21 protein-coding genes are annotated in these 22,041 nt (G+C 64.4%); 9 read left to right on the top strand and 12 right to left on the bottom strand.

Translation table 11 applies throughout. The annotated features are described in order from the left end of the window. Positions 1-29 precede the first annotated feature (29 nt). The 7 genes from Amn_RS19215 to Amn_RS19245 all read right to left on the bottom strand — a co-directional run bounded on the left by Amn_RS19215 (position 30) and on the right by Amn_RS19245 (position 7,266). On the bottom strand, positions 30-1,190 hold the full coding sequence (locus tag Amn_RS19215) for a DUF930 domain-containing protein (RefSeq protein ID WP_286290941.1): 1,161 nt from the start codon (positions 1,188-1,190) through the stop codon (positions 30-32). A 309-nt stretch (positions 1,191-1,499) separates the two neighbouring features. Beyond that, positions 1,500-2,288 (bottom strand): inositol monophosphatase family protein, encoded by a 789-nt coding sequence (locus Amn_RS19220; RefSeq protein WP_067960024.1) that lies wholly within the window; start codon positions 2,286-2,288, stop codon positions 1,500-1,502. Continuing rightward, on the bottom strand, positions 2,285-3,307 hold the full coding sequence (locus Amn_RS19225) for a sugar phosphate isomerase/epimerase family protein (protein ID WP_286298108.1): 1,023 nt from the start codon (positions 3,305-3,307) through the stop codon (positions 2,285-2,287). The genes Amn_RS19220 and Amn_RS19225 overlap by 4 nt, the downstream gene beginning before the upstream one ends. Positions 3,308-3,359: 52 nt before the next feature. Beyond that, complete coding sequence (locus Amn_RS19230) at positions 3,360-4,418, bottom strand: ABC transporter ATP-binding protein (RefSeq protein WP_286290942.1); 1,059 nt, start codon at positions 4,416-4,418, stop codon at positions 3,360-3,362. Between the two features lie 2 nt (positions 4,419-4,420). Next, positions 4,421-5,209, bottom strand: a complete 789-nt coding sequence (locus Amn_RS19235) for an ABC transporter permease (RefSeq protein WP_067960015.1) — start codon at positions 5,207-5,209, stop codon at positions 4,421-4,423. Continuing rightward, positions 5,206-6,090, bottom strand: coding sequence for an ABC transporter permease (locus Amn_RS19240; RefSeq protein ID WP_067960012.1), 885 nt, complete (start codon positions 6,088-6,090; stop codon positions 5,206-5,208). The genes Amn_RS19235 and Amn_RS19240 overlap by 4 nt, the downstream gene beginning before the upstream one ends. A 69-nt stretch (positions 6,091-6,159) precedes the next feature. Continuing rightward, positions 6,160-7,266, bottom strand: a complete 1,107-nt coding sequence (locus tag Amn_RS19245) for an ABC transporter substrate-binding protein (protein WP_286290943.1) — start codon at positions 7,264-7,266, stop codon at positions 6,160-6,162. Positions 7,267-7,576: 310 nt separating this feature from the next. Between Amn_RS19245 and pdxR the strand changes: the two genes are divergently transcribed. Further along, positions 7,577-8,959, top strand: a complete 1,383-nt coding sequence (gene pdxR / locus Amn_RS19250; protein WP_185910370.1) for a MocR-like pyridoxine biosynthesis transcription factor PdxR — start codon at positions 7,577-7,579, stop codon at positions 8,957-8,959. A gap of 171 nt (positions 8,960-9,130) precedes the next feature. Here pdxR and betA read toward each other — a convergent pair whose 3' ends face one another. The 5 genes from betA to speB form a co-directional block, all read right to left on the bottom strand. After that, complete coding sequence (gene betA, locus Amn_RS19255; protein WP_286290944.1) at positions 9,131-10,816, bottom strand: choline dehydrogenase; 1,686 nt, start codon at positions 10,814-10,816, stop codon at positions 9,131-9,133. Positions 10,817-10,895: 79 nt separating this feature from the next. Beyond that, on the bottom strand, positions 10,896-12,365 hold the full coding sequence (locus Amn_RS19260) for a purine-cytosine permease family protein (protein WP_286290945.1): 1,470 nt from the start codon (positions 12,363-12,365) through the stop codon (positions 10,896-10,898). A 1-nt stretch (position 12,366) separates the two neighbouring features. Further along, a complete protein-coding gene (locus Amn_RS19265) occupies positions 12,367-12,534 on the bottom strand; it encodes a hypothetical protein (RefSeq protein ID WP_154384946.1) in 168 nt (55 codons plus the stop codon). A gap of 127 nt (positions 12,535-12,661) precedes the next feature. After that, positions 12,662-14,170: an aldehyde dehydrogenase family protein gene (locus Amn_RS19270; protein WP_067960005.1), complete on the bottom strand. Its 1,509-nt coding sequence runs from the start codon at positions 14,168-14,170 to the stop codon at positions 12,662-12,664. A 13-nt stretch (positions 14,171-14,183) separates the two neighbouring features. Continuing rightward, on the bottom strand, positions 14,184-15,203 hold the full coding sequence (gene speB, locus Amn_RS19275; RefSeq protein WP_286290946.1) for an agmatinase: 1,020 nt from the start codon (positions 15,201-15,203) through the stop codon (positions 14,184-14,186). A 92-nt stretch (positions 15,204-15,295) separates the two neighbouring features. Here speB and Amn_RS19280 point away from each other — a divergent pair, with 92 nt between their 5' ends. The 8 genes from Amn_RS19280 (at position 15,296) to Amn_RS19315 (ending at position 21,983) form a co-directional block, all read left to right on the top strand. Further along, positions 15,296-16,228 carry a LysR family transcriptional regulator gene (locus Amn_RS19280; protein WP_286290947.1) on the top strand — a complete coding sequence of 311 codons (933 nt, stop codon included), beginning with the start codon at positions 15,296-15,298 and terminating at the stop codon, positions 16,226-16,228. A 158-nt stretch (positions 16,229-16,386) separates the two neighbouring features. Next, positions 16,387-17,322, top strand: a complete 936-nt coding sequence (locus tag Amn_RS19285) for an amino acid ABC transporter permease (protein WP_371818645.1) — start codon at positions 16,387-16,389, stop codon at positions 17,320-17,322. Next, positions 17,319-18,083 (top strand): amino acid ABC transporter ATP-binding protein, encoded by a 765-nt coding sequence (locus Amn_RS19290; protein WP_067959998.1) that lies wholly within the window; start codon positions 17,319-17,321, stop codon positions 18,081-18,083. Before Amn_RS19285 ends, Amn_RS19290 begins: the two co-directional genes overlap by 4 nt. A gap of 41 nt (positions 18,084-18,124) precedes the next feature. Continuing rightward, entirely contained in the window at positions 18,125-18,973 is an 849-nt protein-coding gene (locus Amn_RS19295; protein WP_286298110.1) for an ABC transporter substrate-binding protein, read from the top strand. 22 nt (positions 18,974-18,995) lie between these two features. Further along, positions 18,996-19,778 carry a GntR family transcriptional regulator gene (locus tag Amn_RS19300; protein ID WP_154384940.1) on the top strand — a complete coding sequence of 261 codons (783 nt, stop codon included), beginning with the start codon at positions 18,996-18,998 and terminating at the stop codon, positions 19,776-19,778. Positions 19,779-19,801: 23 nt separating this feature from the next. Then, positions 19,802-20,542 carry a BtpA/SgcQ family protein gene (locus Amn_RS19305; RefSeq protein WP_067959986.1) on the top strand — a complete coding sequence of 247 codons (741 nt, stop codon included), beginning with the start codon at positions 19,802-19,804 and terminating at the stop codon, positions 20,540-20,542. Beyond that, positions 20,539-21,051: an ureidoglycolate lyase gene (locus Amn_RS19310; protein WP_286290948.1), complete on the top strand. Its 513-nt coding sequence runs from the start codon at positions 20,539-20,541 to the stop codon at positions 21,049-21,051. Before Amn_RS19305 ends, Amn_RS19310 begins: the two co-directional genes overlap by 4 nt. Next, a complete protein-coding gene (locus Amn_RS19315; RefSeq protein WP_286290949.1) occupies positions 21,048-21,983 on the top strand; it encodes a carbohydrate kinase family protein in 936 nt (311 codons plus the stop codon). The genes Amn_RS19310 and Amn_RS19315 overlap by 4 nt, the downstream gene beginning before the upstream one ends. The last annotated feature ends 58 nt before the right edge of the window (positions 21,984-22,041 follow it).

Consider the following 22,041-nt stretch of genomic DNA (forward strand, 5'->3'; position numbering starts at 1 on the left):
CGAATGAACAACCTTCATAGCTTCGACACCTAGTTGCTTGCGGGGAGCCCCAGCCGCGCCCACTCGCCGGGCGGGATCGTCGCGCCGACGCGGAAGGACAAGGATCGGATCGTTGTCGCCTCGGCATCGACCTCGCATCGGAAGCTCAACGCGTGCCATGCCGTGCGCGTGCGGAAGGCCGCCTCCGGAACGTCGAGCACATTGCCGCGCCTGAGCGGGACGAGAGGCACAAGGTCGGGAGAATAGGAAGCGTCGACCAGTCGCCGTTGCAGCGCGCTGGCGCAGAGTTGGGCGGCCCGCTTGTCGCGAGGCAAGCCGGCCATCGCCGTCGTGCTCAGTGCAGCACCGGTAGCGCCTTGCGATTGCGGCCTTCGAACCCCCGGCAATCCCGAAAAGGGCTGCGAGGCGGCAGAGTTCGCATTGCCGGAGGCTGGGGCCCTGGCCTTGCCGCTTCCAGGTTTATGGATCTGCGCAAGACTGGGTTTCGACGTATTGGCGGGCCTGGGCTCAGGCGCCGTGGCCATGGCGGGCAGCGCGATCTCGCCGTCAGCGCCGATGGCGCCCAACGGCGCTGGCTCCGACGCTGCCTGCGTGTCGGCACCCTCCGTCAGTCCCTCCTGCTTGTCTGCTTCCTGCTTGCCATTGTCCTGGTTTGGAGCTGGCTCGCTCTCCGAGTCCTGAACCGCCCCGAAATCCTTTGCAGCCGCCGCCTGCTTTGCGGCGTCATCGGCTGCATCGGGCCGTTCCTCGGAAGGCGCCTTCACAGTCTCGTCCTTTGCCGGGGACGGCGCGGTGTCTTGGACGCTGCCGCTCTCCGGAGACTTGCCGGAACCGGCATCCTTGTCTCCGAACCTGAAGACAGGCTTCAGCACCTCGATTTGCGCCGGCTTGGTCGGCGATGTCTCCGGCGCCGGCGACCGCTTCGGCTCCGCAGGCTTTTCGGCTTCGGCCTTCGCGGGAGGCGGAGGAGCAGGTTTCGGCTTCGGCTGTGCTGGCGGCGGCACGAGAGTGACGTTTACCGCCTCCTCCTGCTGCTGTTCAGGAAGCCTCGGCTGGCTGTAGGCCAGCATCACCGCGATCAGAAACCCATGCAGAATCAGCGATGCGGGCCAGGCCCACAGCAAATCCCGACGCAGGTTTCTTGCCTCATCCGACATGCCGAGCGATGTGCAGTGAAATATTGGCGGCATCAAGCATGATCGTCGGCATCACGCAAAATAATGGCTGGACTCCCCGGGTGAGGAAGTGCTTGACGCGGGGACCATTCGTTGCAGTCGCGTTGGCAGATCTGTCTCGATGGGATTGCCGGCTTGGCCATCAGCTGCTGACGCGGTCCGCGAATACACGCCATCTCTGATGTCAGCCAGTCGCATGACGGTTGGCTCGCCTTGCCGTGCGGATATTTGCGCACTCGTCCCCATCGGCATGAGACGACCATTGCCCGCGACGTCCAGCAGTCGCTAACCAACCCTTTTGCGCCGACCCGCACGACTGAAAAATCAATCGCGACAAAGGATCTGCAAAGCGGCCCGGTGGAGCTCGGCGTTCGCCGCCATCAGCACCGTGGCGTAGTTTCGGGCATTCCGGAGCGGCTGCCCTTGCCAGTCGGTAACGAGGCCGCCAGCGGCCTGCACGATGGGCATTTGCGGGAGGATGTCGTAGTCGAAAACATCGCTTTCGACGAGGAGATCGATGCCGCCGAGCGCCAGTAGTCCGGCAGCATAGCAGTCGTGCGACAGCCGGGTGAAGCGGACGCTGGCGGCAAGCGCCGAGAACCGGTCATGGCGTGGCCGGTCGAACTGTTCGAGCGCCGAGGTGTAGAGGATCGCCTGATCGAGTGCGGTTCTTTCGCTGGTGCGGATCGGTTTTCCGCCGAGGGTCGCGACACCTGCCGCCCCGACCCAGCGTTCTCCCGTGATCGGCTGGTTGATGATGCCGAGCACCGGCTCGCCGTGATGGAGCAGTGCGATCTGCGTGCCGAAGGCGAGCGAACCGGAGACGAAGGATTTCGTGCCGTCGATCGGATCAAGCACCCAGACCCACTCGGCATCGGTGCGGCAGGCGCCGAGCTCCTCGCCCCTGATGCCGTGATCTGGGAACTCTCTTTCGATCATTCGCCGCATCGCGGCTTCGGCGTCCCGGTCGGCAATGGTGACGGGGCTGGCATCGGCCTTGGCGTCGATGGCGATGGGTTGGCGGAAATGCGGTCGGATCACTTGGGCAGCGGCATCCGCCATCGTATGGGCGAGCGCCAGGTACGCCGGGGGGCAGGCAGGGCCCTGGTTCATTGTGGCATCCTTTCAGCTTCGGTGGCGATCTCATCCAGCATCGCCCTGACGGTTTCGACCTGCCGGTGGGCAGCGTGGACCTCCCGTTGCAACCGCTCTGCAAGCTGGCTGGTCCCAATGTCGGTGAAGCTGGCTGAACGAGCGGGGATGAAAGGATCGGCCTCCTCAGCGGCGAAACGCAGGGCGGGAGCGAAATAGCCCTCTTCTTCCTCCAGCCCGAAGGCCAGGACCTGCGGACGGTCATCGCCAAGCAGAAGCAAGTCGACGAACATCGCCTGCATCGGCAGGTGCCCGCCGCCCGACTGACAGGCGAGATGCGCCCAGCCGCCACGATCAGGCATGACGAGACAATCCTTGACGTGAACCTCGGTGACATGGGGCGACTGTGCGTCGAGCGCCGGCAGCGGCATTTCATAGGCATTGATCATGTTGCCGAAATCGAACAGCAGGCTGAGGCGAGGATTGGCCACGGCCTCCAGGATGTCGATCAGCTCATCCGACTTGAGGTCTTCATGCTGCTCGAGCGTAAAACGCAGCTTCCCTTCGGGGTCGAGGGCGGTCAACCGGCGAAGGTCTGCGATCGTCCAGGCGACGATGTCGGAAACGCGGCCCTCATAGCGCGGATAGCAGCGCAACGAGGTGGCACCGGTGGCAAGAGCGATCCGCACCGCATCCGCCAGCCCGGCCGCATCTGTCGTGCTGGTCTCGACATGCAGCTCCAGCCCAAGATCGCTCACCGCCGTTCCGTAGGCACGCAGCGCCGCGTCGGCCATTCGGGCAAGATTTGCGCCTTCGCCATCCTCAACATGGACCTTCACGCCGAAAAGCCGCTGCTTCCTGGCGAATTCGGCAAGATGCAGCGGCGTCATGCCGCCGAAGCGCATGTTGAGATGAAAGGCATAGGCATGGGCGAAGAGCGGCGCGCTCCTTGCTCGTGCGGCGAGCCGGGTCCGGCTGTGCGCCGGAAGTTGCGCGATGCGCGCGCGCCAGTCGGCGAACGGCGCCGTGTCCCAAGGCATGTCGATCAATATGCCAGCTCCTCCGCTGGTGATTTCAAAGCTTCGAGCCCCATCAGGCGGCGAGCACCAGAAGGTCGCGATGCGACATGCTGATATCGACCGGCGCACCGATCAAAGGTGGCAGCCTGTCGGCCTGATTGAACGTGTCGAGCGCGATGGAACCGCCGCCTTCCACCGAGACGCGGACACGGATCACGGGCCCAAGGAAATGCACTTCGGCGATCCGCCCCGGCAGGACGATGTCGCCTCCCCCGCGCCCGAGCGTCACCGTCTCAGGCCGCAGCGCCAGGCTGATGCGCTCCCCGGCTCTGCCCGGCGATGCTCTGTCCAGTGTCACCGGCACACCGGCCAAGCGGATGTGGCCAGCCGCGGCGTCGACCAGATCGGCATCGATGAGGTTCAGCGTGCCGACGAATTCGGCAACAAAGCGCGTCGCCGGCCGGTTGTAGATCTCGAACGGCGTACCGATCTGGTCCGCAACGCCCTGATGCATGACAACGACGCGGTCCGACATCGACAGCGCCTCCTCCTGGTCATGGGTCACGAAGATCGTGGTGATGCCGAGGTCGCGCTGGATACGGCGGATTTCGTCGCGCAGGCTGACGCGGATCTTCGCATCGAGCGCCGACAGCGGCTCGTCGAGCAACAGCACCTCAGGCCGCGGCGCGAGCGCGCGGGCGAGCGCCACGCGCTGCTGCTGGCCGCCGGAGAGCTGGAAAGGATAGCGGCTGCCGAGTTGTGGCAGGCCGATCAGCTCCAGCATTTCGGCAACCCGCCGTGCGATCTCCGCTTTGTCTTGGCCGGCCACCTTGAGGCCAAAGCCGACGTTCTCCGCCACCGTCAGGTTCGGGAAGAGTGCATAGGACTGAAACACCATGCCGATCTTGCGCCGGTTTGCGGGCAGAGCGGTGACGTCGCGTCCGTCGATGCTGACGGCGCCCGACGTCGGCGCCTCGAAGCCGCCGACCATGCGCAGCACGGTGGTCTTGCCACAGCCGGAGGGCCCCAAGAAGGACACGAACTCGCCCTTGTCGATGCCGAGGGTGAAATCCTTCACGACGCGATGCGCGCCGAAGGACTTTTGCAGATGGCGAATGTCGAGAAAGGACACGGTCAGCGCCTCGCTGTCGAGAATTTGGAAAAGCGGGTGAAAAGCTGGATCAGCCCCATGCAGGCCCAGGTGATCGCGAAGGCGACGACGGCGAGCGCCGAGGGCTCATAGGCCCGGTTGCCGCCCATCCAGACCATGTAGGGGCCGAAGGAATTGACGTTGAGCAAGGCAGCGAAGACGTACTCGCCGATGACGATGGCGAAGGTCAAGAAGGCCCCTGACAGAACCGAGACGAAGACGTTCGGCAGGATGACGACCGCAAGGATACGCGCCCAGCCGGCACCGAGCGACTGCGCGGCCTCGGTGAGACTGGCGATGTCGATGGTGCGCAGGCCCGTGTCCACCGAGCGGTACATGTAGGGCAGCGACAGCACCGCATAGCCACAGAGCAGCAGGATGTTCGTGCCCCACCAACTCCCCGTCAGTGGCAGCACGGACGAGGTGTTGTAGATGCGGATGTAGCCGAAGACGATGACGATGGGCGGGATGACCAGCGGCAGCAGCGTGATGAATTCGATGGCCGGCCGAAGACCAGGAAAGCGGAGACGCACGAAATAGGCGGTGGGCACGACGAGCAGGATGCCGAGGATGATGGTCAGCAAGGCCAGCGCGACCGAGTAGCCGAAAGTCTGTTGGAACTGGGGATCGGCGAGCACGACGCGATACGCTTGGAACGAATAGACGCCACGCTGCATGCGCATGGAGAAGTCGAACATGCCGACGAGCGGAAGCAGGAAATAGAGCCCGCCTAACGCGACGGCGAGCCAGGACCACAGCTGTCTTCCCGTCATTTGAGCCACCTTTCGGCACGCATGCGCAGGAGGATGTAGATGCAGTTGGCGATGGCCGTCAGCACGATCATGGCAAAGGCGATGGCGTAGCCGAGGTGGGGATCGTTGAGCACGTCGCCGCGGATCTGCGCGAAGAGCACGATGGGCGCGATCGATAGCGAGGAACCTGTCAGCGCAATGGCGGTGGCGACTGCTCCAAAGGCATTGGCGAAGAGCAGCGCCAGCGTGCCGAGCAGCGAGGGCCACAGCACCGGCAGCGCCACCATCCGCCAATATTGCGCACCGGAAGCCCCGAGGCTCTCCGCCGCCTCCCGCCACTCACGCCTTAGCCCTTCCAGCGCCGGCGTGATGATCAGCACCATCAACGGGATCTGGAAATAGAGATAGGTGAGCGCGAGGCCGAGGAAGGAGACGACGTTGAAGCCGCTGCCATAGAGATTGATGCCGAACCAGTGGCGCAGCAGCATGGTGACGAAGCCAAGGCGTCCGAGCGTCGCGATGAAGGCGAAGGCAAGCGGTACACCAGCGAAATTGGAGGCGACGCCGGAAAAGGTGAGGATGGCATTGCGCAACGGGCGCGGCAGGCCGCCGAGGGTGATAGCCGCTGCGATGAGGAAGCCGAACAGACAGCCAAGCACCGCCGTCAGCAGGCTGAGCTCGATCGAGATCCAGAAAGCCGACAGGATGGAGGGCGAGAGCAGCTTTCCGAGGTTCTCCAGTGTGACCTGCCCCTGCGGGTTGCGGAAGGCGCCGACCACGATATTGAGTGTCGGCAAGATCAGGAACAGCAGGGCGAAGAGGAAGAATGGGGCAACCCCGAACCAGCTGAGCACCTGCCTCGGCTGCCGCACCGATGGCAGGGATAGGGTTATTGTCGTCATCCGATGGCTCCCAACGGGCGCGATGGCCGAAGGCCTGCCGTGAGCAGGCCTTCCCACCGTGTGCGCGGCTTACTTGATGTTGGCGCCGACGACCTTGTCCCATCCGCCGGTGATGGCGGTCTTGTTGGCGTCCAGCTCTTCGACAGCCGGAAAGATCGCCTTTTCGTAGGCTTCGGCCGGCGGCAGCTTGTCGAGCAGTTCTTGCGGAAACTTTCCGGCCTTCAGCATGGCGGCGAAGCGCGCCGGGTGGCAGTAACCTTTCAGCCAGCCGGTCTGGCCTTCGTCGGAGTAGAGATATTCCATCCAGAGTTTTGCCGCGTTCGGATGGGGCGCATAGGCGGAGATCGCCTGGACATAGACGCCGGCCACAACGCCGCTCTTGGGCACGACGACGTCCATCGGCGGATTGCCGTTCAGCGCGTCGCGCCAGGCAAGCAGGTTGTAGTCCCAGGCAGCGACGATCGGCGTCTGGCCCTGCGCGATCGTGCCGGCCTTGCCGAGCACCGGAACGAAGTTGCCGGCCTTGTTCAGCTCGGCAAAGAGCTCCAGTCCCTTGGCGCCGGATTCGGCGCCGGGCTTGGCACCACGCGAGATGCCGGCTGACATCAGTGCCAGGATCGCCTGCGCCGAGGAACGCGGATCGCCGGTGAGCGCCACGGCACCGGAATATTCAGGCTTGGAAAGATCCGACCAGTCAGCCGGCGCCGTCGCCAGCAGGTCCTTGTTCACGCCAAAGGCCATGACGCCGTAATAGTCGCCATACCAGTAGCCGTCCGCATCCTTGATGTTGTCGGGGATCTCGTCCCAGGTGGCCACCTTGTGGGGCTGGAGCAAGCCCTCCTTGGCAGCGGCCGGCGCAAAGGCGAGGCCGAGATCGACGACGTCGGGGGCCTGCGAGCCGGTGTTGCCCTTGTTGGCGCGGATCGCTTCCAATTCATCGGCCGTACCGGCATCGGGGTTCAGTTCGTTGACCGTGATACCAGGATATTTCGCCTTGAAGCTGGCGATGACCTCACCGTAGTTGCACCAGTCATGCGGCAGGGCGATGACCGTCAGCATGCCCTCCTTGGTGGCGGCGTCGACGAGGTCCTGCACCGGCTCTGCCCGAACAACTGTCGGCAAAGCCGCCGCGAGGGCGAGCGCGGACACGAATGCGCGCGAGATGAAGCGGTTCATGAAGTCCTCCTGTTGACCGTCGGCGACGGTTCGTGGGCGATGCGTTGATCCATGCGTCCGGTCGTCGGCCCTGCCGTGCGCACCGGTTCCCCTGGCACCCGTCTGCGTCCTCTGGGGCTGCATCGGTGTGTTCTCGTGTAGGCAGAGCATGTAACAATTGGACAACAATCAAACGTCCATTATCATGCATTCGACTAGACCAATTTGGAGGGACATAAGCTTGGCCAAGCAGTTCGAAGGCCCGATCCTGCCCTTCCTTCGCCTCGAAGGGTCTGCCTCCCTGCCAAAGTTCCGGCAGGTGCAGGACCAGTTGCGCACGGCGATCCTGCGCGGGCATTTGCGGGCGGGCACGCGTCTGCCGGCGAGCCGCATCCTGGCCCAAGAATTGGGCCTGTCGCGCCAGACACTGGTTCGCGTCCTGGAAAACCTGAAGGCGGAGGGCTATCTGGAGGCGCGGCAAGGCGCCGGCACATTCGTTTCCATCGCCCTGCCCCGCCAGCCATCGCAGCCGCGCGCCGCGCAGCCGCTTGGCGACACACCGCCGCGACTGTCGCGGATCGGCACGCTGGCGGGCGGCGTGTCGGCCGAGATCGATAAGATGGAGCATCGGCCCTTCCTGCCCAACCAGCCGGCGCTCGACCGTTTTCCCTTCGCCCAGTGGCGGAAATGCTGGAACGCGGTGACGCGCGGCGGCAAGGCCGCCATGGGCTATGGCGATGTCGCGGGGGAACTGGTACTGCGACAGCGGATCGCCGAGTACCTGGCCCTGCACCGGCGCGATCCCTGCGACCCTGAGCAGATCATCATCACGCCGGGAGGACACGCAGCCTTTACGCTTGCGGCGCTGGCGCTCGCCGATCCCGGCGACGGCATCTGGTTCGAGGACCCAGGGCCCGTTACCACCAGCAACCTGTTCCGTACGCTTGGCCTGGAACTCTGCCCCGTGGATGTCGATGCGGATGGCATGGATGTCACAGGTGCCATGGCGCGCCACCCCCATGTGCGCCTCGCCTTCGTCATGCCCTCACGACACCATCCGCTTGGGGTGACGCTTTCGCTGCCGCGCCGGCTTGCACTGCTGGAATGGGCGCGGACAAACGATGCCTGGATCATCGAGGACGACTATGACAGCGAGTTCCGCTATGACGGCGCGCCGCTGCCCTCGATGCGCTCCATCGATAGCCACGGCCGGGTGATCTATGCCGGCAGTTTCAGCAAGGCGCTCTATCCCGGCATCCGCATCGGTTATCTCGTGCTGCCTCCGGCACTCGTCGGCGCCTTCCGCAACCTGGCCGGCCTCATTCATCGCAGTGCGCCGGTGGAAACCCAGCTCGTGCTGGCCGAGTTCATCGGCGGCGGGCATTTCGCCAGCCACCTGCGCCGGATGCGCGGGCTCTATGCCGAGCGTCGCGACGCCTTTAAGGAAGCGGGCCAAGTGGCCCTCGCCGGCCTCGCCCGCATGGACTGTTCCGAGAGCGGGCTCAATGCGCTCGCCTGGTTGGACGGCGGGCGAGAAGACCGGCTAGCCCACCGCGCGGTGATCGAGGCCGGGCTCCAAAGTTATCCGCTGTCCGACTATGCGATCGGCCCGGTAGCCCGGGCCGACGCGCTCATTCTCGGCTATGCCGGTGTTCCGGCAGAGCGCATGAAGCCCTATCTCGGCCGCCTCGCCGAGGCACTCGTCCGGATGTGAGGCCGCCGCGATAGAGCTGTCACGAACACGCCGGTGAAGCAGGCTCGCAACCGGCGAAAGAACGCCTCCACGCAGGCCGCCTGATCGCATGGCTCCTCCGGTCCGCCATGATCCCGTCGGCAAAGCACATAGCCAATTCCACGTTCGACCATGCTGGCCTCCAAAAACGGCTCAGTGTTGGACGGCACGTACCGGATTGCGGCTGCGCTGGCTGACCCCGACACCGGGGGCGATGCCCACCTGCGCATTGGACGCTGCGAGCAGCGGTTTTCCACGCACGATGTCGGAAGCCCGTTCGGCGAGCATGATGGTCGGCGCGTTGAGGTTGGCGTTCGGCTCGGACGGGAAGACCGAGCTGTCGATCACCCTGAGCCCTTCGACGCCACGTACCTTGAGGTTGCTGTCGACGACGGCCATCGCGTCCTCCCCCATGCGGCAGGAGCCGCAAGGGTGGTAGGTGCTCTCCATCGTCTCGCGCATCCAGGCGTCGATCTCGTCATTGCTACGAACGTCCTTGCCCGGAGCCATCTCCTCACCACGGAACCTGTCGAAGGCCGGCTGTGCGATGATCTCGCGCGTCAACCTCAGACAACGACGGAAACCTTCCCTGTCCTCCTCGCGATCGAGATAGTTGAACAAGATGTCGGGCTGCTCATGCGCTTCGGGTGACCGCAATCGGACATAGCCACGGCTCTTGGGCTTGTTGGGGCCGGTCAGCACCATGAAACCGTGCCCCTTGAGCGGCTTCTTGCCGTCATAGCGCATCGCTGCCGGCAGAAAGTGGAACTGGATGTCGGGCCATTCGAGCGATGCATCGGAACGGATGAAGCCGCCGCTCTCGAAATGGTTGGAGACCGACAACCCCTTCTTGAACAGGATCCATTCGGCCCCGATCAGCGCCTTGCTCAACAACCCCATCTTGCCGTTGAGCGTAATCGGCTCCTTGCAGGCATACTGTATGTAAACCTCGGAATGGTCCTGAAGATTTTCACCGACGCCGGGCAGGTCATGCAGCACCGGCACGCCGGCCTTTTGCAGCACCGCCGCAGGCCCGATGCCGGAGCGCTGAAGGAGATGCGGCGAGCCGATCGGGCCGGAGGAAATGAGCACCTCTCGGCTCGCCTTGGCCACGACGCGTTCGCCGCCGAGTTCATACTCGACACCGACGGCGCGCTTGCCCTCGAGCAACACGCGACGCGTCATGGCATGGGTGACGACAGTGAGGTTCGGGCGGCTCATCGCCGGCTTGAGATAGGCATTGGCCGTCGACCAGCGTACACCGTCCTTGACGGTCATATGCATGGCGCCGAAGCCCTCCTGCATCTGCCCGTTCGGATCCGCCGTCGTGATGTAACCAGCCTCGTGGCCGGCATCGACAAAGGCCTTGTAGAGCGGGTTCTGCATCTTGTTGCCGGCATTGGTGGCGAGCGGCCCACTGTCGCCGCGATAGGAATCACCGCCCTCTTGCCAGCTTTCGGCGCGCTGGAAATAGGGCAAGCAATTGGCATAACCCCAGCCGCGCGCGCCGAGCTCGGCCCATTCGTCGAAGTCGCGTGCGTGGCCACGCATATAGACCAGTCCGTTGATCGAGGACGAGCCACCGATGACCTTGCCGCGCGGGCAGTGCACCTGCCTGCCGTCGAGGCCGGGCTCCGGCAGGGTCATGTATTTCCAGTTGTACTTCGTGCCGTTCATCGGGATCGACAGTGCCGTCGGCATCTGGATGAAGATCGAGTTGTCGCTGCCGCCATATTCCAGCACCAGTACCTTGCAGGACGGGTCCTCCGTCAGCCGGTTGGCCAGGACGCAGCCGGCCGAACCGGCGCCGATGATGATGTAGTCGAAGGTGGCATCCATGGCGGTCATCCCGATGGGTTTCGGATCACTATTGGGTACGGGGTTCGAGGCGGCGCGTGGCCCACCTCGATGTAGGGGCTCAGCGTCGGGGGTAGTTGCCCCAGCCGGCGCCGCGGGCGAACAGCCTGGTGAGCACGTAGTGGACCACGCCGGCCGCCAGGCAGGACGGCACTGAGGCGGTCAGGTACTTGAAGGCCGGAATGCTCGCGAGCGTCTGCGGGTTGAAGATCGCAACGTAGACGATGAAGCCCATGGCAAGTGCCGCGAGCCCGATCGGGTTGAATCCTGCCCAGAAACGGTACGGACCGCTTTCCTGCGGACCATGCAGGCTACGCATGTCCAGCTTCTGGCCGCGCAGGAAGAAGTAGTCGGCGATGCCGATGCCGGCGAGCGCGGAATTGAGCGCCGACGTCCAGACGAGGAAGATGAAGAAACCGTCATACATCTGCGGGTAGAAGATCACGAGGCCGAGCGGGATGAGGCAGAACAGGAACAGGATCGTGCTCCAGGAAATGGCGCGCACCGACGCCGTTCCCACCTGCCTGAGACCGACGATGGAGGTGTAGAGAATATTGGCCATCGAGGTCATGTTGGCGAAGGCAACAAAGAGCAGAGCGATGATGCCGATGATTGGACCTGCGATCTTGGTCATCCAGATCGTCGGGTCGCTTTCACCCAGGGCAACGGCGGCGAGCAGGCCGACGATTTCGCCAAGAGCCGCGGCGCCGAAGATACCCAGAATGTTCGGCCAGAAGGCGGTGCGCTCGTTCTTGGTGAGACGTGCCAGGTTGCCGATATAGGGCCACCAGGAGAAGCCGGCAGCAAGGTTGACTTCAACGGCGATGATGAAGTTGAGCGTGTTGTCTTCGAAGGGCGGAGCAAGTGCCGGCATCTCAAGCAGCTCAGCAAAGGATCGTTGCTGGAGGATGAGGTAGAGCATTGCGATCATCAGGATCACCAGCGCGGGCGAGACGACCATGTTGAAGAACTTGATCGAAGTCGGCCCCTTGGCGACGATGAACCAGGTGACGAGGATCGCGCCAATCGCGGCGATGACCATCTTGATGCCGGTCGGATTGGCCGCCTCGCCTGCGCTGAGCGCGGCCAGCCCATCAATCGAGCGGCCGAACATCATGGCGAGCACCGCGAGCCAGCCCATGGTGAGCACGACGACAGCGAGCACATAGACGATGCGGCTGCCGTTGTAGCCGAACTGGCTGCGCAGCGCGACGAACTGCTCGATGCCATAGCGACCGGAGAGCGGTGTTGTGGCGAGCGCCGTCAGCACGACACCGACGATGTTGCCGATGACGATGGCCGCGATGCCTTCCTTCGGCCCGACGAAGAGGCCGATGGCACCGCCGATCAGGAATGCCCAGGTGGCAATGGCAAGCGCCGAATTGGCGTAAGTGAACTCCCAGAAGCCCCAGAGGCGTTCGGAAGGAAGCAAAGGCGCATCGCCTCGTTCGGCGGCAGCGCGATTGCGGGCGGCCTCTTCCTGCTCAGTTTCGATGGCGGCAAAGCCGCCGCGGCTGACATGGTCGGTCATTTCACGCCCCCCAGATCCAGAATCCGACGACCAGAACAAGCGTTAGGGCGGCCATGCCGGCGTAGTCGAGCGTGGTCATCACCCCTTCGAAGCGGCCGCCAGCCTCGATGTCCTCATAGATGCGGGCGCGCCGCTCGAGTTCTTTCTGCCAGGCGATATCTGTTTCCATTGTTGTTCCCCTTTCGCGTCGCGCCTTCGGCGTCTATCCGCGATGCATGCGGCTCCATCAGCCGCCGATCTTGCCAACCGGCCGCCCATGGGCGACGGCCGGAGAATTGCTCATCAGGCCGAGCACCTCATGGCAGCGTGATCCACACGGCCTTGGTCTCCATCAGGTAGTCGAGCTGCTCGGGACCCAGGTCCTTGCCAAAACCCGAGGCCTTGAACCCGCCGAAGGGCATGGAAGGATCGATCGTGCTGTGGGCATTGACGTAGATCGAACCCGCATGCAGGCGCGGGATCAGCCCGTGCACCCGCGACAGGTCATTCGAGTAGATCGCAGCCGCCAGGCCGAACGGCGTGTCGTTGGCCAGGGTAACCGCATCATCGAGATCGTCGAATGCGTCGGTCACCAGAACGGGGCCAAAGATCTCCTCGCGGACGATCGTCATCTCGGGCTTGCAGCGCGCGAAGATCGCCGGTTCGATGAAGTGGCCCGGCCGGTCGAGGCTCACGCCGCCATGGATCAGTTCGGCGCCTTCGCGGCGGCCGGCCGCGATATAGGACGAGACGACTTTCTTCTGTTGCGCCGAGACCAGCGGGCCGATGTAGCAGTCGCGGTCGAGGCCAGGCGCGATCTTGAGCGTCTTGGTGACGGCGACCAGTTCGTCGAGGAAGGCGTCATGCACCGAGCGCTGGACATAGACGCGCGTGCCGGCGTCGCAAACCTGCCCGGAGTTGAAGAACACGCCGTTCACCACCGCCTTGGCGGCACTCGCGATGTCGGCATCGTCCAGAACGAGCACCGGCGACTTGCCGCCGAGTTCCAGCGTGACATGCTTGAGATTGCCGACGGCGGTGCGGCCGACCTCCTGGCCGACCGGTGTCGAACCGGTAAACGTCACCTTGTCGATGCCGGGATGCGTCGACATAGCCGCGCCGATCACACTGCCGCGGCCCGTCACGATGTTGACGACGCCATCAGGGATGCCTGCCTCCTGCACCAGTTCGGCAAAGCGCAATGTGGAGAGCGAGGTCAGTTCGGCGGGTTTGACGATAACGGTACAGCCGACTGCCAGCGCTGCCGCAAGCTTCCAGGCCATGGTCTGGAGTGGAAAGTTCCACGGCACGATGGCCGCGACCACACCCAGCGGTTCCTTACGGGTGTAGGCGAGATAGTTGCCGGGAATGGACGGCTCGACGGTGCGCCCATGCAGCTTGGAAGGCCAGCCGGCAAAGTAGCGAAACGTATCGACCGTGCCCTGGATGTCGATCTCGCGGGCAAAGGTCACCGACTTGCCCATGTCGATCGCCTCGATCTCCGCCAACTCGTCGGCATGGAGCTCGATCAGGTCGGCAAGGCGGTGCAGCAGGCGCTCGCGCTCAAGCGGCTTGAGGCGGCGCCAGGCACCGCCATCGAACTGGCGGCGGGCGGCATGGACGGCCCGGTCGAGATCCTCGGTCGTGCCGGAAGGCGCGCGGCCGACCAGACCGCCGGTCGAAGGCTCGAAAATATCGAAGGTCGCGCCGTTGCTGGCATCCACCCAGGCGCCGTCGATGAACATCTTTTGCGGCTTCGCCAGAAACCGCCGGGTCGCGTCGCTGACACCATAGTGGTCGAGATAATTGCGGACGTTGTCGTCCATGTGTTCCTCCTTCTCAGCCGAAAACCGCGAGCGGCCGGCTCTCCTCAGTTCCTCGTTCGGCGTTGGTTTGCCTGGCATGCATGACGCGGCCGATGAGGTTCATCAGCACCTGTGCCGCCAGGATGGCGGTACCGCCTGTTTGGTCGTAGTCGGGGGCCACCTCGACCAGGTCGATGCCGACGATGGTGCCGCGCTTGGCGAGTGCGGCCAGGATCTCCAGCACCTCGTAATAGATGAAGCCGCCATGCGAGGGCGTGCCGGTGCCCGGCGCGATCGAGGGGTCGAAACCGTCGATGTCGATGGTGACGTAATAGCGCGCGCCGGCGGGAACACGCTCGGCGACGGCGGCACTTCCCAGGGCGCGGATCTGGCGCACCGACAGGATGTCGGAGCCCATCTTGCGCGCGTCCTCGTATCCCTCTTTGGCGGTGGACGAGACGTTGCGGATGCCGAGCTGCGACAGGCCGCTGACATAGGGCTTTTCGGCGGCGCGGCGCATCGGGTTGCCGTGGCCGTAGCGCACGCCGTGGCGCTCGTCGACGAAGTCGAGATGAGCGTCGATCTGGACGATGTGGATCGGGCCGTTCTCGGCGCAATCGTCGGAGAAGGCGTTGATGCAGGGAATATTGACCGAATGGTCGCCGCCCAGCACCACCGGCAATGCGCCGGCGGCCAGGATCTTGCGCACGCCGAACTCGATGTTGGCGTGGCTCTTCATCGTGTCGGTATGGACGATGTCGGCGTCGCCGATGTCGACGATGGAGACCTCGCCGCTGGGCAGGTAAGTGACATCGTCCTCGTGGTCATAGGCGCCGCCATGGCCGAAGGAGAACAGCGTCGAAGCCTCGCGGATGGAACGAGGGCCGAAGCGGGTGCCGGCCCGCCACTGCGTGCCGCAGTCGAAGGGCGCGCCGAGGATGGCGACATCGGCGTCGATGGCGTCCCAGTCGGGCTGGTAGGGATACTTGCCGAAGGTGCAGATGCCGACGAACGGCAGGTTCAGACGTCCGGATTCATAGGAATTGCTGGCCATATGCCCTCCTCCAAAGGTCGGAGGAGTGTGCCAAATGCCGATACGTTTAAAAGTATCTATGATTGGATGTTTACTTGTGCATTAATCAATGAATGATCAACAAGGTCCGCCATCGCGTCCTCAACCTCTCGCTTGGCGATGCGGAACTCAGGCTGCTGCGCGTCTTCGCCTCCGTCGTGCAGCACGGCGGCTTTTCCGCAGCGCAATCGGCGCTAGGCATGACCCAGGCGACGATCTCCACCCACATGCGCCACCTCGAGGAACGGCTGAGCTTGCGCCTGTGCAGCCGCGGGCGCGGCGGCTTCGAGCTCACCGACGAGGGGCGGCTCGTTTATGACGCAGCGCTCGAGCTCTTTGGGTCGCTCGAAAAGTTCCAGAGCCGCATCGGCGAGGCGCAGGGGGAGCTGACGGGCAATCTCAGCTTCGGCACCGTCGATGCCATGATCACCAACCGCGACCTCGACCTGCAGGGAGCATTGGCCGCCTTTCACCGCGCCGCCCCGCGCGTTCATCTGGAAATCGACGTCGCCGCACCCCAGGTGCTGCACCAGGGCCTGTTGAACGGCGGCTATCAGATCGTCCTGATGCCGTCGGTCGGTAGTGTCACGCCGCATTTCCGCACCCAGCCAGCCTTCTCCGAGGTCCAGAAGCTCTACTGTGCCGAGGGCCACGCGCTCTTTGCCGTCCCCGACGCCGACCTCACCGACGACCGCCTCGCCGCCCAACCCTTCGCCGGCCGCACCTACATGCTCAACGAGACGATCTGCGGGGTGAGCTTCACCTGGGCAGCCGCGACGCCTCATATGGAAGGCACCCTGCTGCTGCTGCTCTCTGGTGCCTATATCGGCTTCCTGCCCGACCACTATGCCGACGAATGGGTTCGCACGGGCCGCCTCCGGGTGCTGGCGCCCGAGCGCATGGTTTTCGAGGATATGTTCCACATAGCCTATCCCCGCAATAAACCTTCGCGCGCGGCCGAAACCCTTGCGCAGACCATCACGGAATCGGTGCGCAAGCCGCATTGACATCAATCCGGGTCCCGCCTGTCGGCATACCGCCCTGCCCTTCGACGACTGCGCCCTCGTCCCTCTGATGGCCCTGACTGAAGGCAGCTTGACTCCATTCGAAACGCCTCATATTAAGTTGTAGGCCTAACCCTACAATTGGGTGCCCAACTCTACAATTGGATGCCATGTCCCAGTCGCTTCCACCTTCAACCGCTGCATTGCCGCTGGCCGATCTGCCGGCGCGCGACGTCGCCGTTCGCCACCTCCATCATCCTGGCCGCTGGATAAGCGGTGGCGTCGTGCTTCTGCTGCTCGCCGTCATCGGCCGTGCCTTTGCCGTCGGGCAGATCCAATGGCCGGTGGTCGGAGAGTTCCTGACGGCAGGCGTCATCGTGACCGGCTTCGGCTGGACTCTGCTGATCTCCGCAGTAGCATTGGCGCTCGGCGTGGCTCTCGGCTTCGCCTTCGGCATCATGCGGCTGTCGGCAAATCCGATCCTGCGTTTCGCCGCCTGGCTCTATGTCTGGGTGTTCCGCGGCACGCCGGTGCTGCTGCAGCTGCTCATCTGGTTCAACATCGCTCTGGTCTTCCCGCGCCTCTACATTCCCGGCCTGGTCGACGCGCGCATGGTCGACGTCGTCACGCCCTTCGTCGCTGCCGTGCTCGGCCTCGGCGTCAACGAAGGTTCCTACCTCACCGAAGTGGTGCGCGGCGGCATCGCTTCGGTGGACCGTGGCCAGACCGAAGCCGCCCATACGCTCGGCATGACGCCTGGCCAGACCATGCGTCGCATCATCCTGCCGCAGACGCTGCGGCTGATCCTGCCGGTCCTTGGCAACAGCGCCATCGGCATGCTGAAGTTCTCCTCGCTCGCCGCCACAATCGCCATGGGCGAGATGCTGAACGCTGCACAGCGTATCTACTTCATCAATGGGGCCGTCATCGAGCTGCTGTTCGTCTGCGCCGCCTGGTACCTGGCCGGAACCACAGTCCTCTCCATCGGCCAGTATTACCTTGAACGCCACTTTGGCCGCGATGCCACGGCAGCTGCCGGCCAGCGCAGCTGGTTCAAAGGCTGGACGCGCCGAGCCGTCGCCAGGGGGCAAGCATGAGTCTCGCGGTCAAGGCGGTCGGAATCCGCAAGAGTTTCGGCGAACACGAGGTCCTCAAGGGCCTCGACCTGGAAGTCGCCTATGGCGAAGTGCTCTGCATCCTCGGCCCTTCCGGAAGCGGCAAGAGCACGTTCCTGCGCTGCATCAATCATCTCGAGACACCCAATGGCGGCTATGTCTGGGTCGACGGCGCCATCATGGGCTACCGTTACGCCAATGGCGCGCTGCAGGAACTGCCGGTCAAGCACCTGCGCGCCCAGCAAAGCCAGCTCGGCATGGTGTTCCAGCATTTCAACCTGTTCGCCCACCGCACGGTGCTCGGCAATGTCATCGAAGGGCCGATGGTGGTGCGCGGCCTCAAGCGCGCCGAGGCGGAAAGCCGCGCGATGGAGCTTTTGGAGCAGGTCGGCATGGCCGGCAAGGCCTCGGCCTATCCTTCCCAGCTTTCCGGCGGCCAGAAGCAGCGCGTGGCAATAGCCAGGGCGCTCGCCATGGAGCCGCGCGTCATGCTGTTCGACGAGCCGACCAGCGCGCTCGACCCGGAACTGGTCGGTGAGGTGCTGGAGGTGATGCGCACCCTGGCCCGCGGCGGCACCACCATGATCGTCGTCACCCACGAGATCGGCTTTGCCCGCGAGGTCGCCGACCGCGTCGTGGTGATGATCGACGGCGAAATCCGCGAAATGGGGGTGCCGGGCGACGTGCTCAGCAACCCTGCCGATCCACGCGTGCGCTCGTTCCTGAGCCGCGTGCTCGCCTGACCCTTTCAGTCCAACACATGGGAGTACGGACAGTGAAGAAAATGCTACCGATGGTTCTGGGGCTCGCCTCGGCCACGTTTATCAGCCTGGCCGGCGCGGCATACGCCGCCGGCGACGAAAAGCTGGCAGCCGCCCTGCCCGAGGCCGTGCGCTCGGCCGGCAAGCTCAACGTCACGATCAGCCTTGCCTATCCCCCGATGGAATACAGCGATGCCGGCTCGACCGAACTGAAGGGCTTCGACATCGATCTCGCCAAGGCGATTGCCGAACGTCTCGGCCTGACGGCGGAATTCCAGAACGTCGAGTTTCCGCAGCTCATCCCGCAGGTCGTCACCGGCCGTTCGGACCTGATCATGACGGCGTTTTCCGACAAGGTCGAACGCCAGACCCAGCTCGACTTCATCGACTACTTCAAGACTGGCAACGTCTTCTATTCGAGCGCCGATCATCAGGGTGAGATCAAGACCGAGACCGACCTTTGCGGCAAGACGGTCGCCGTAGCAACAGGCACGAGCTGGGTCACCTGGGCCGAAGATCTCGGCAAGTCGATCTGCCCGGCCGACAAGCTGATCACCGTCATCCAGATCCCAACCCAGGCCGAGCACATCATGCAGATCCGCCAGGGCCGCGCCCAGGCATCGGTCATCGGTCTCGAGGGCCTGCTCGACCTGATGAAGCAGGAGCCGGGCAAGTTCTACCAGATCGGCCAAGTCGGCGACGTCAACCACTACGGCATCGCCTTTGCCAAGGCGAACGGGCAATTGCGCGATGCCGTCCTGGCCACGCTCGACGCGCTCAAGGCCGACGGAACTTATGCACAGATCCTCGACCGTCACGGCTTGAAAGAGGCCGGCGTGGAAGCGTTCAAGATAAACGGATCCACCAAGTAACGGGACCGCACCGGAGCCGCCCTTGACCCAACCTTCCGCACCAGATGCCTCCGTGACTGGGGAGCGCCCCGATGACAGGCTGTCGCGCTTTCGCCTCGATCCCTATTCGAGCGAACAGCTCTACCGGCAGCTCTACAGGGCGTTGCGCGCCGCCATATTGAGCGGCGATTTCTCCGAAGGAGAAGCCATTCCTTCGGAGAACCAGATGCGCGACCAGTTCGGCATCGCCCGGACGACAGTGCGCAATGCGATGGCGCTTCTGGTGTCGGAAGGACTGGTGCAACAGGTGCGAGGCCGGGGCACGATCGTCTCGCACCGCCCGATCAGCCACAACATCTGGAATTTCGGCAGCTTCACGGAACTGGCACGCCGGCAAGGCCTGCGACCGGTGACGAAGATGCTGGAGCATCGGGTGGACAACGGCGAGCTCCGTCTGGTGCGCGCCCGCGGCCTTGCCAATGGCGAGACTATCAACTGGCTGAACGTCGACACGTCCCAGCTCGACCTCGCGCTTTATCCCGGCATCGAGGCCTACGATTTCGCGGCGCAATCGCTCTACGAGGTTTTGCGCCGCGACTATGACCGCCATCCATTGCGCTCGGAACTGCTGCTCACCGTCGTGCCGCCGTCCGATCAGCTGCGGACGGTTTTCGGCCCGGCACCTGCGGTGCCTGGCTACCTTTGCGCCAGCGGAGACGTGCTCGATGCCGACGACCGATTGGTCGAGCGCACGTCGATCGTCTACTCGCCGGCTGTCCAGATGAAGTTCGCTACCCGCTGGGGACGCGATACCGCGCCTGCCTGAGGGCGGCGCGCAGGAGAAGAAGCATGAGCCGCCTCAGTCAGACATTCACCACCGTAAAGCCGATCCTCGGCATGCTGCACCTTGCCGGTGACGGCGCTGCTGCAAAACTTGTCCAGGCCGAGGAAGAAGCGCGCATCATGGCGGGCGAAGGCGTCGACGGGCTGGTGGTGGAGAACTATTTCGGCGAAGCCGATGACGTCGAGCGTGTGCTCGATCGCCTGTGCGGCCTCGACCTTGGCGCGAAGATCGGCGTCAATGTGCTGCGCGACGATGCGCGTGCCTTTGCGCTGGCCAGGCGCTACCCGGTCGCGTTCATCCAGGTCGACTCCGTCGCCGGCCACTTGCCGCCGGAAGCCGACGGCCCCTTCGCCACGGGCCTCGCAGAAAGACGGGCAAGCGTTCCCGCGCTGCTGCTCGGCGGCGTGCGCTTCAAATACCAGCCCGTCCTTTCCGGCCGTCCGGAGGAAGTCGACGTGCGCATCGGCGCATCTCGCTGCGACGGTCTGGTCGTAACATCCGATGCCACCGGTCAGCCGACCGACATGGACAAGGTGGCGCGTTTCCGCGCCGCCACAGGCGGCACCGTACCGCTTCTGATCGGCGCCGGCCTGACCGAGGCGAATGCTGCCGAGCAGCTCGCCTCGGCCGATGGCGCAGTGGTCGGCAGCTGGTTCAAACATGACCACAAGGACACCGGCCGCGTCGAGGCACCGCATGTCGCCCGCCTGATGCGCGCCGTCCGTTCGCTCAGGAGCGCTGCATGAGCGTGCCGGACGCAATCGTCGCCCAGCCGGTGACGCCGGAAAATTTTGCCCCCTACGGCAGGGTCTATGATCTCATGGGCGACGCAGATGCCGCCGTGATCTGGACCGCCGGCGACGGCTGGAACGACGGGTTCACCCGCACGCCGTTGATCGCGGGTGCCGGTCATCTCGGCATCACCCGCGGCGGCGGGGCGCCATGGTCATGTGCGGCGATGGAACGGCATCCCGGAACGGAGGAAGCGATCTTCTGCGCCGCCGAGCCGGTCATTCTCGCCGTGGCCCCGGCGTCAGAGGCGAGCGCACCGCACCGCGACGACATCAAGGCCTTCGTGATCGCCCCGGGCCAGGCAGTGGTGATGCACCGCAATGTCTGGCACGACGCCTGCCGGGGTCTTTCTGGCCCGGCGCCCTATTACTGGATGGCGGTCTGCGGCCTCGGCGAAAGCCCATGGGTGCCGGTCGAAGGCGGGCCGCGCCAGATACAGGCTGCGCAAGGACAGCGCGAATGACCACTTTCTTTGTCGGCGACGTCGCACTCGACGAATATTACACCGCAGATCGCTGGCCGGGACGAGCCGACAAGGGCATGGTCACGGAACTGCCGGCCGAGATCGGCGGCTCCATCGCCAACGCCGCGGTCATGCACGCCGCGCTCGGCGGCGACACCCAGTTCATTTCACTGCTCAATGACAGTGCGCTGTCGCGCCGGCTGATCGACGACCTCAGGCAAAATGGCGTGGGCGTCGACCATATGCTGATCGATCCGGCCATTGCGGAGTCGCGCAACCTGATCTTCCTGATCGACGGCGAGCATGTCGTGCTTACAGTTGAGATGGGCGAGCAGCCGATGTGGCTGGCGCCTGAGACATTGGCAGCCTTGCGCCAACCGGGATTGCTCTACACGACGCTCTATCGCGTCCGCCGGCTTCACACCCAGACGGAACAGGGACGGCTCAGTCAGGCAGACCTCGTCGCTGATCTGCAGCGCCACGGTCGCCGCGCCATCTTCGACCTCGACGTCGGCGGCTGCACGCCTGAAGACATGCCCTACCTTTCAGGGGCAGCGGTCGTCATCTTCAACCAGGTCGGCTTCCGCGCCGCCTTCGGCCATGACGACATCTCCCGCATCGTCGACTGGATGCACGATCACCAGATCGGCTGGGTTGTGCGCACGCTGGCCGCTGACGGCGCCGAAGCATCTGACGGCCAAACGCGCCTGCAGGCAGCCGGCTACCCTGTCCAAGTGGTCGATGTGACCGGCGCCGGCGATACGTTTGGCGGCGCGCTGACCTGGTGCCTGACGCAGGGCCGGCCCTTCGCCGATGCCCTGGATTTCTCCATCGCCGCCGCCTCCCGCTCGGTCACCATCCACGGCCCGCGCGGCGGCAAGGCCGACGCGGTCGCTGTGCAGACATGGCGCGCGGAAAACCGTCGGCCCTAGCAATGCGAACGCAAAAGACGCCTCCATGGTGTGACGCTTTCGGGGCCGCTTGCTGTTG

It is taken from the genome of Aminobacter sp. Y103A (genome assembly GCF_030294925.1).
Classification (GTDB): domain Bacteria; phylum Pseudomonadota; class Alphaproteobacteria; order Rhizobiales; family Rhizobiaceae; genus Aminobacter; species Aminobacter ciceronei.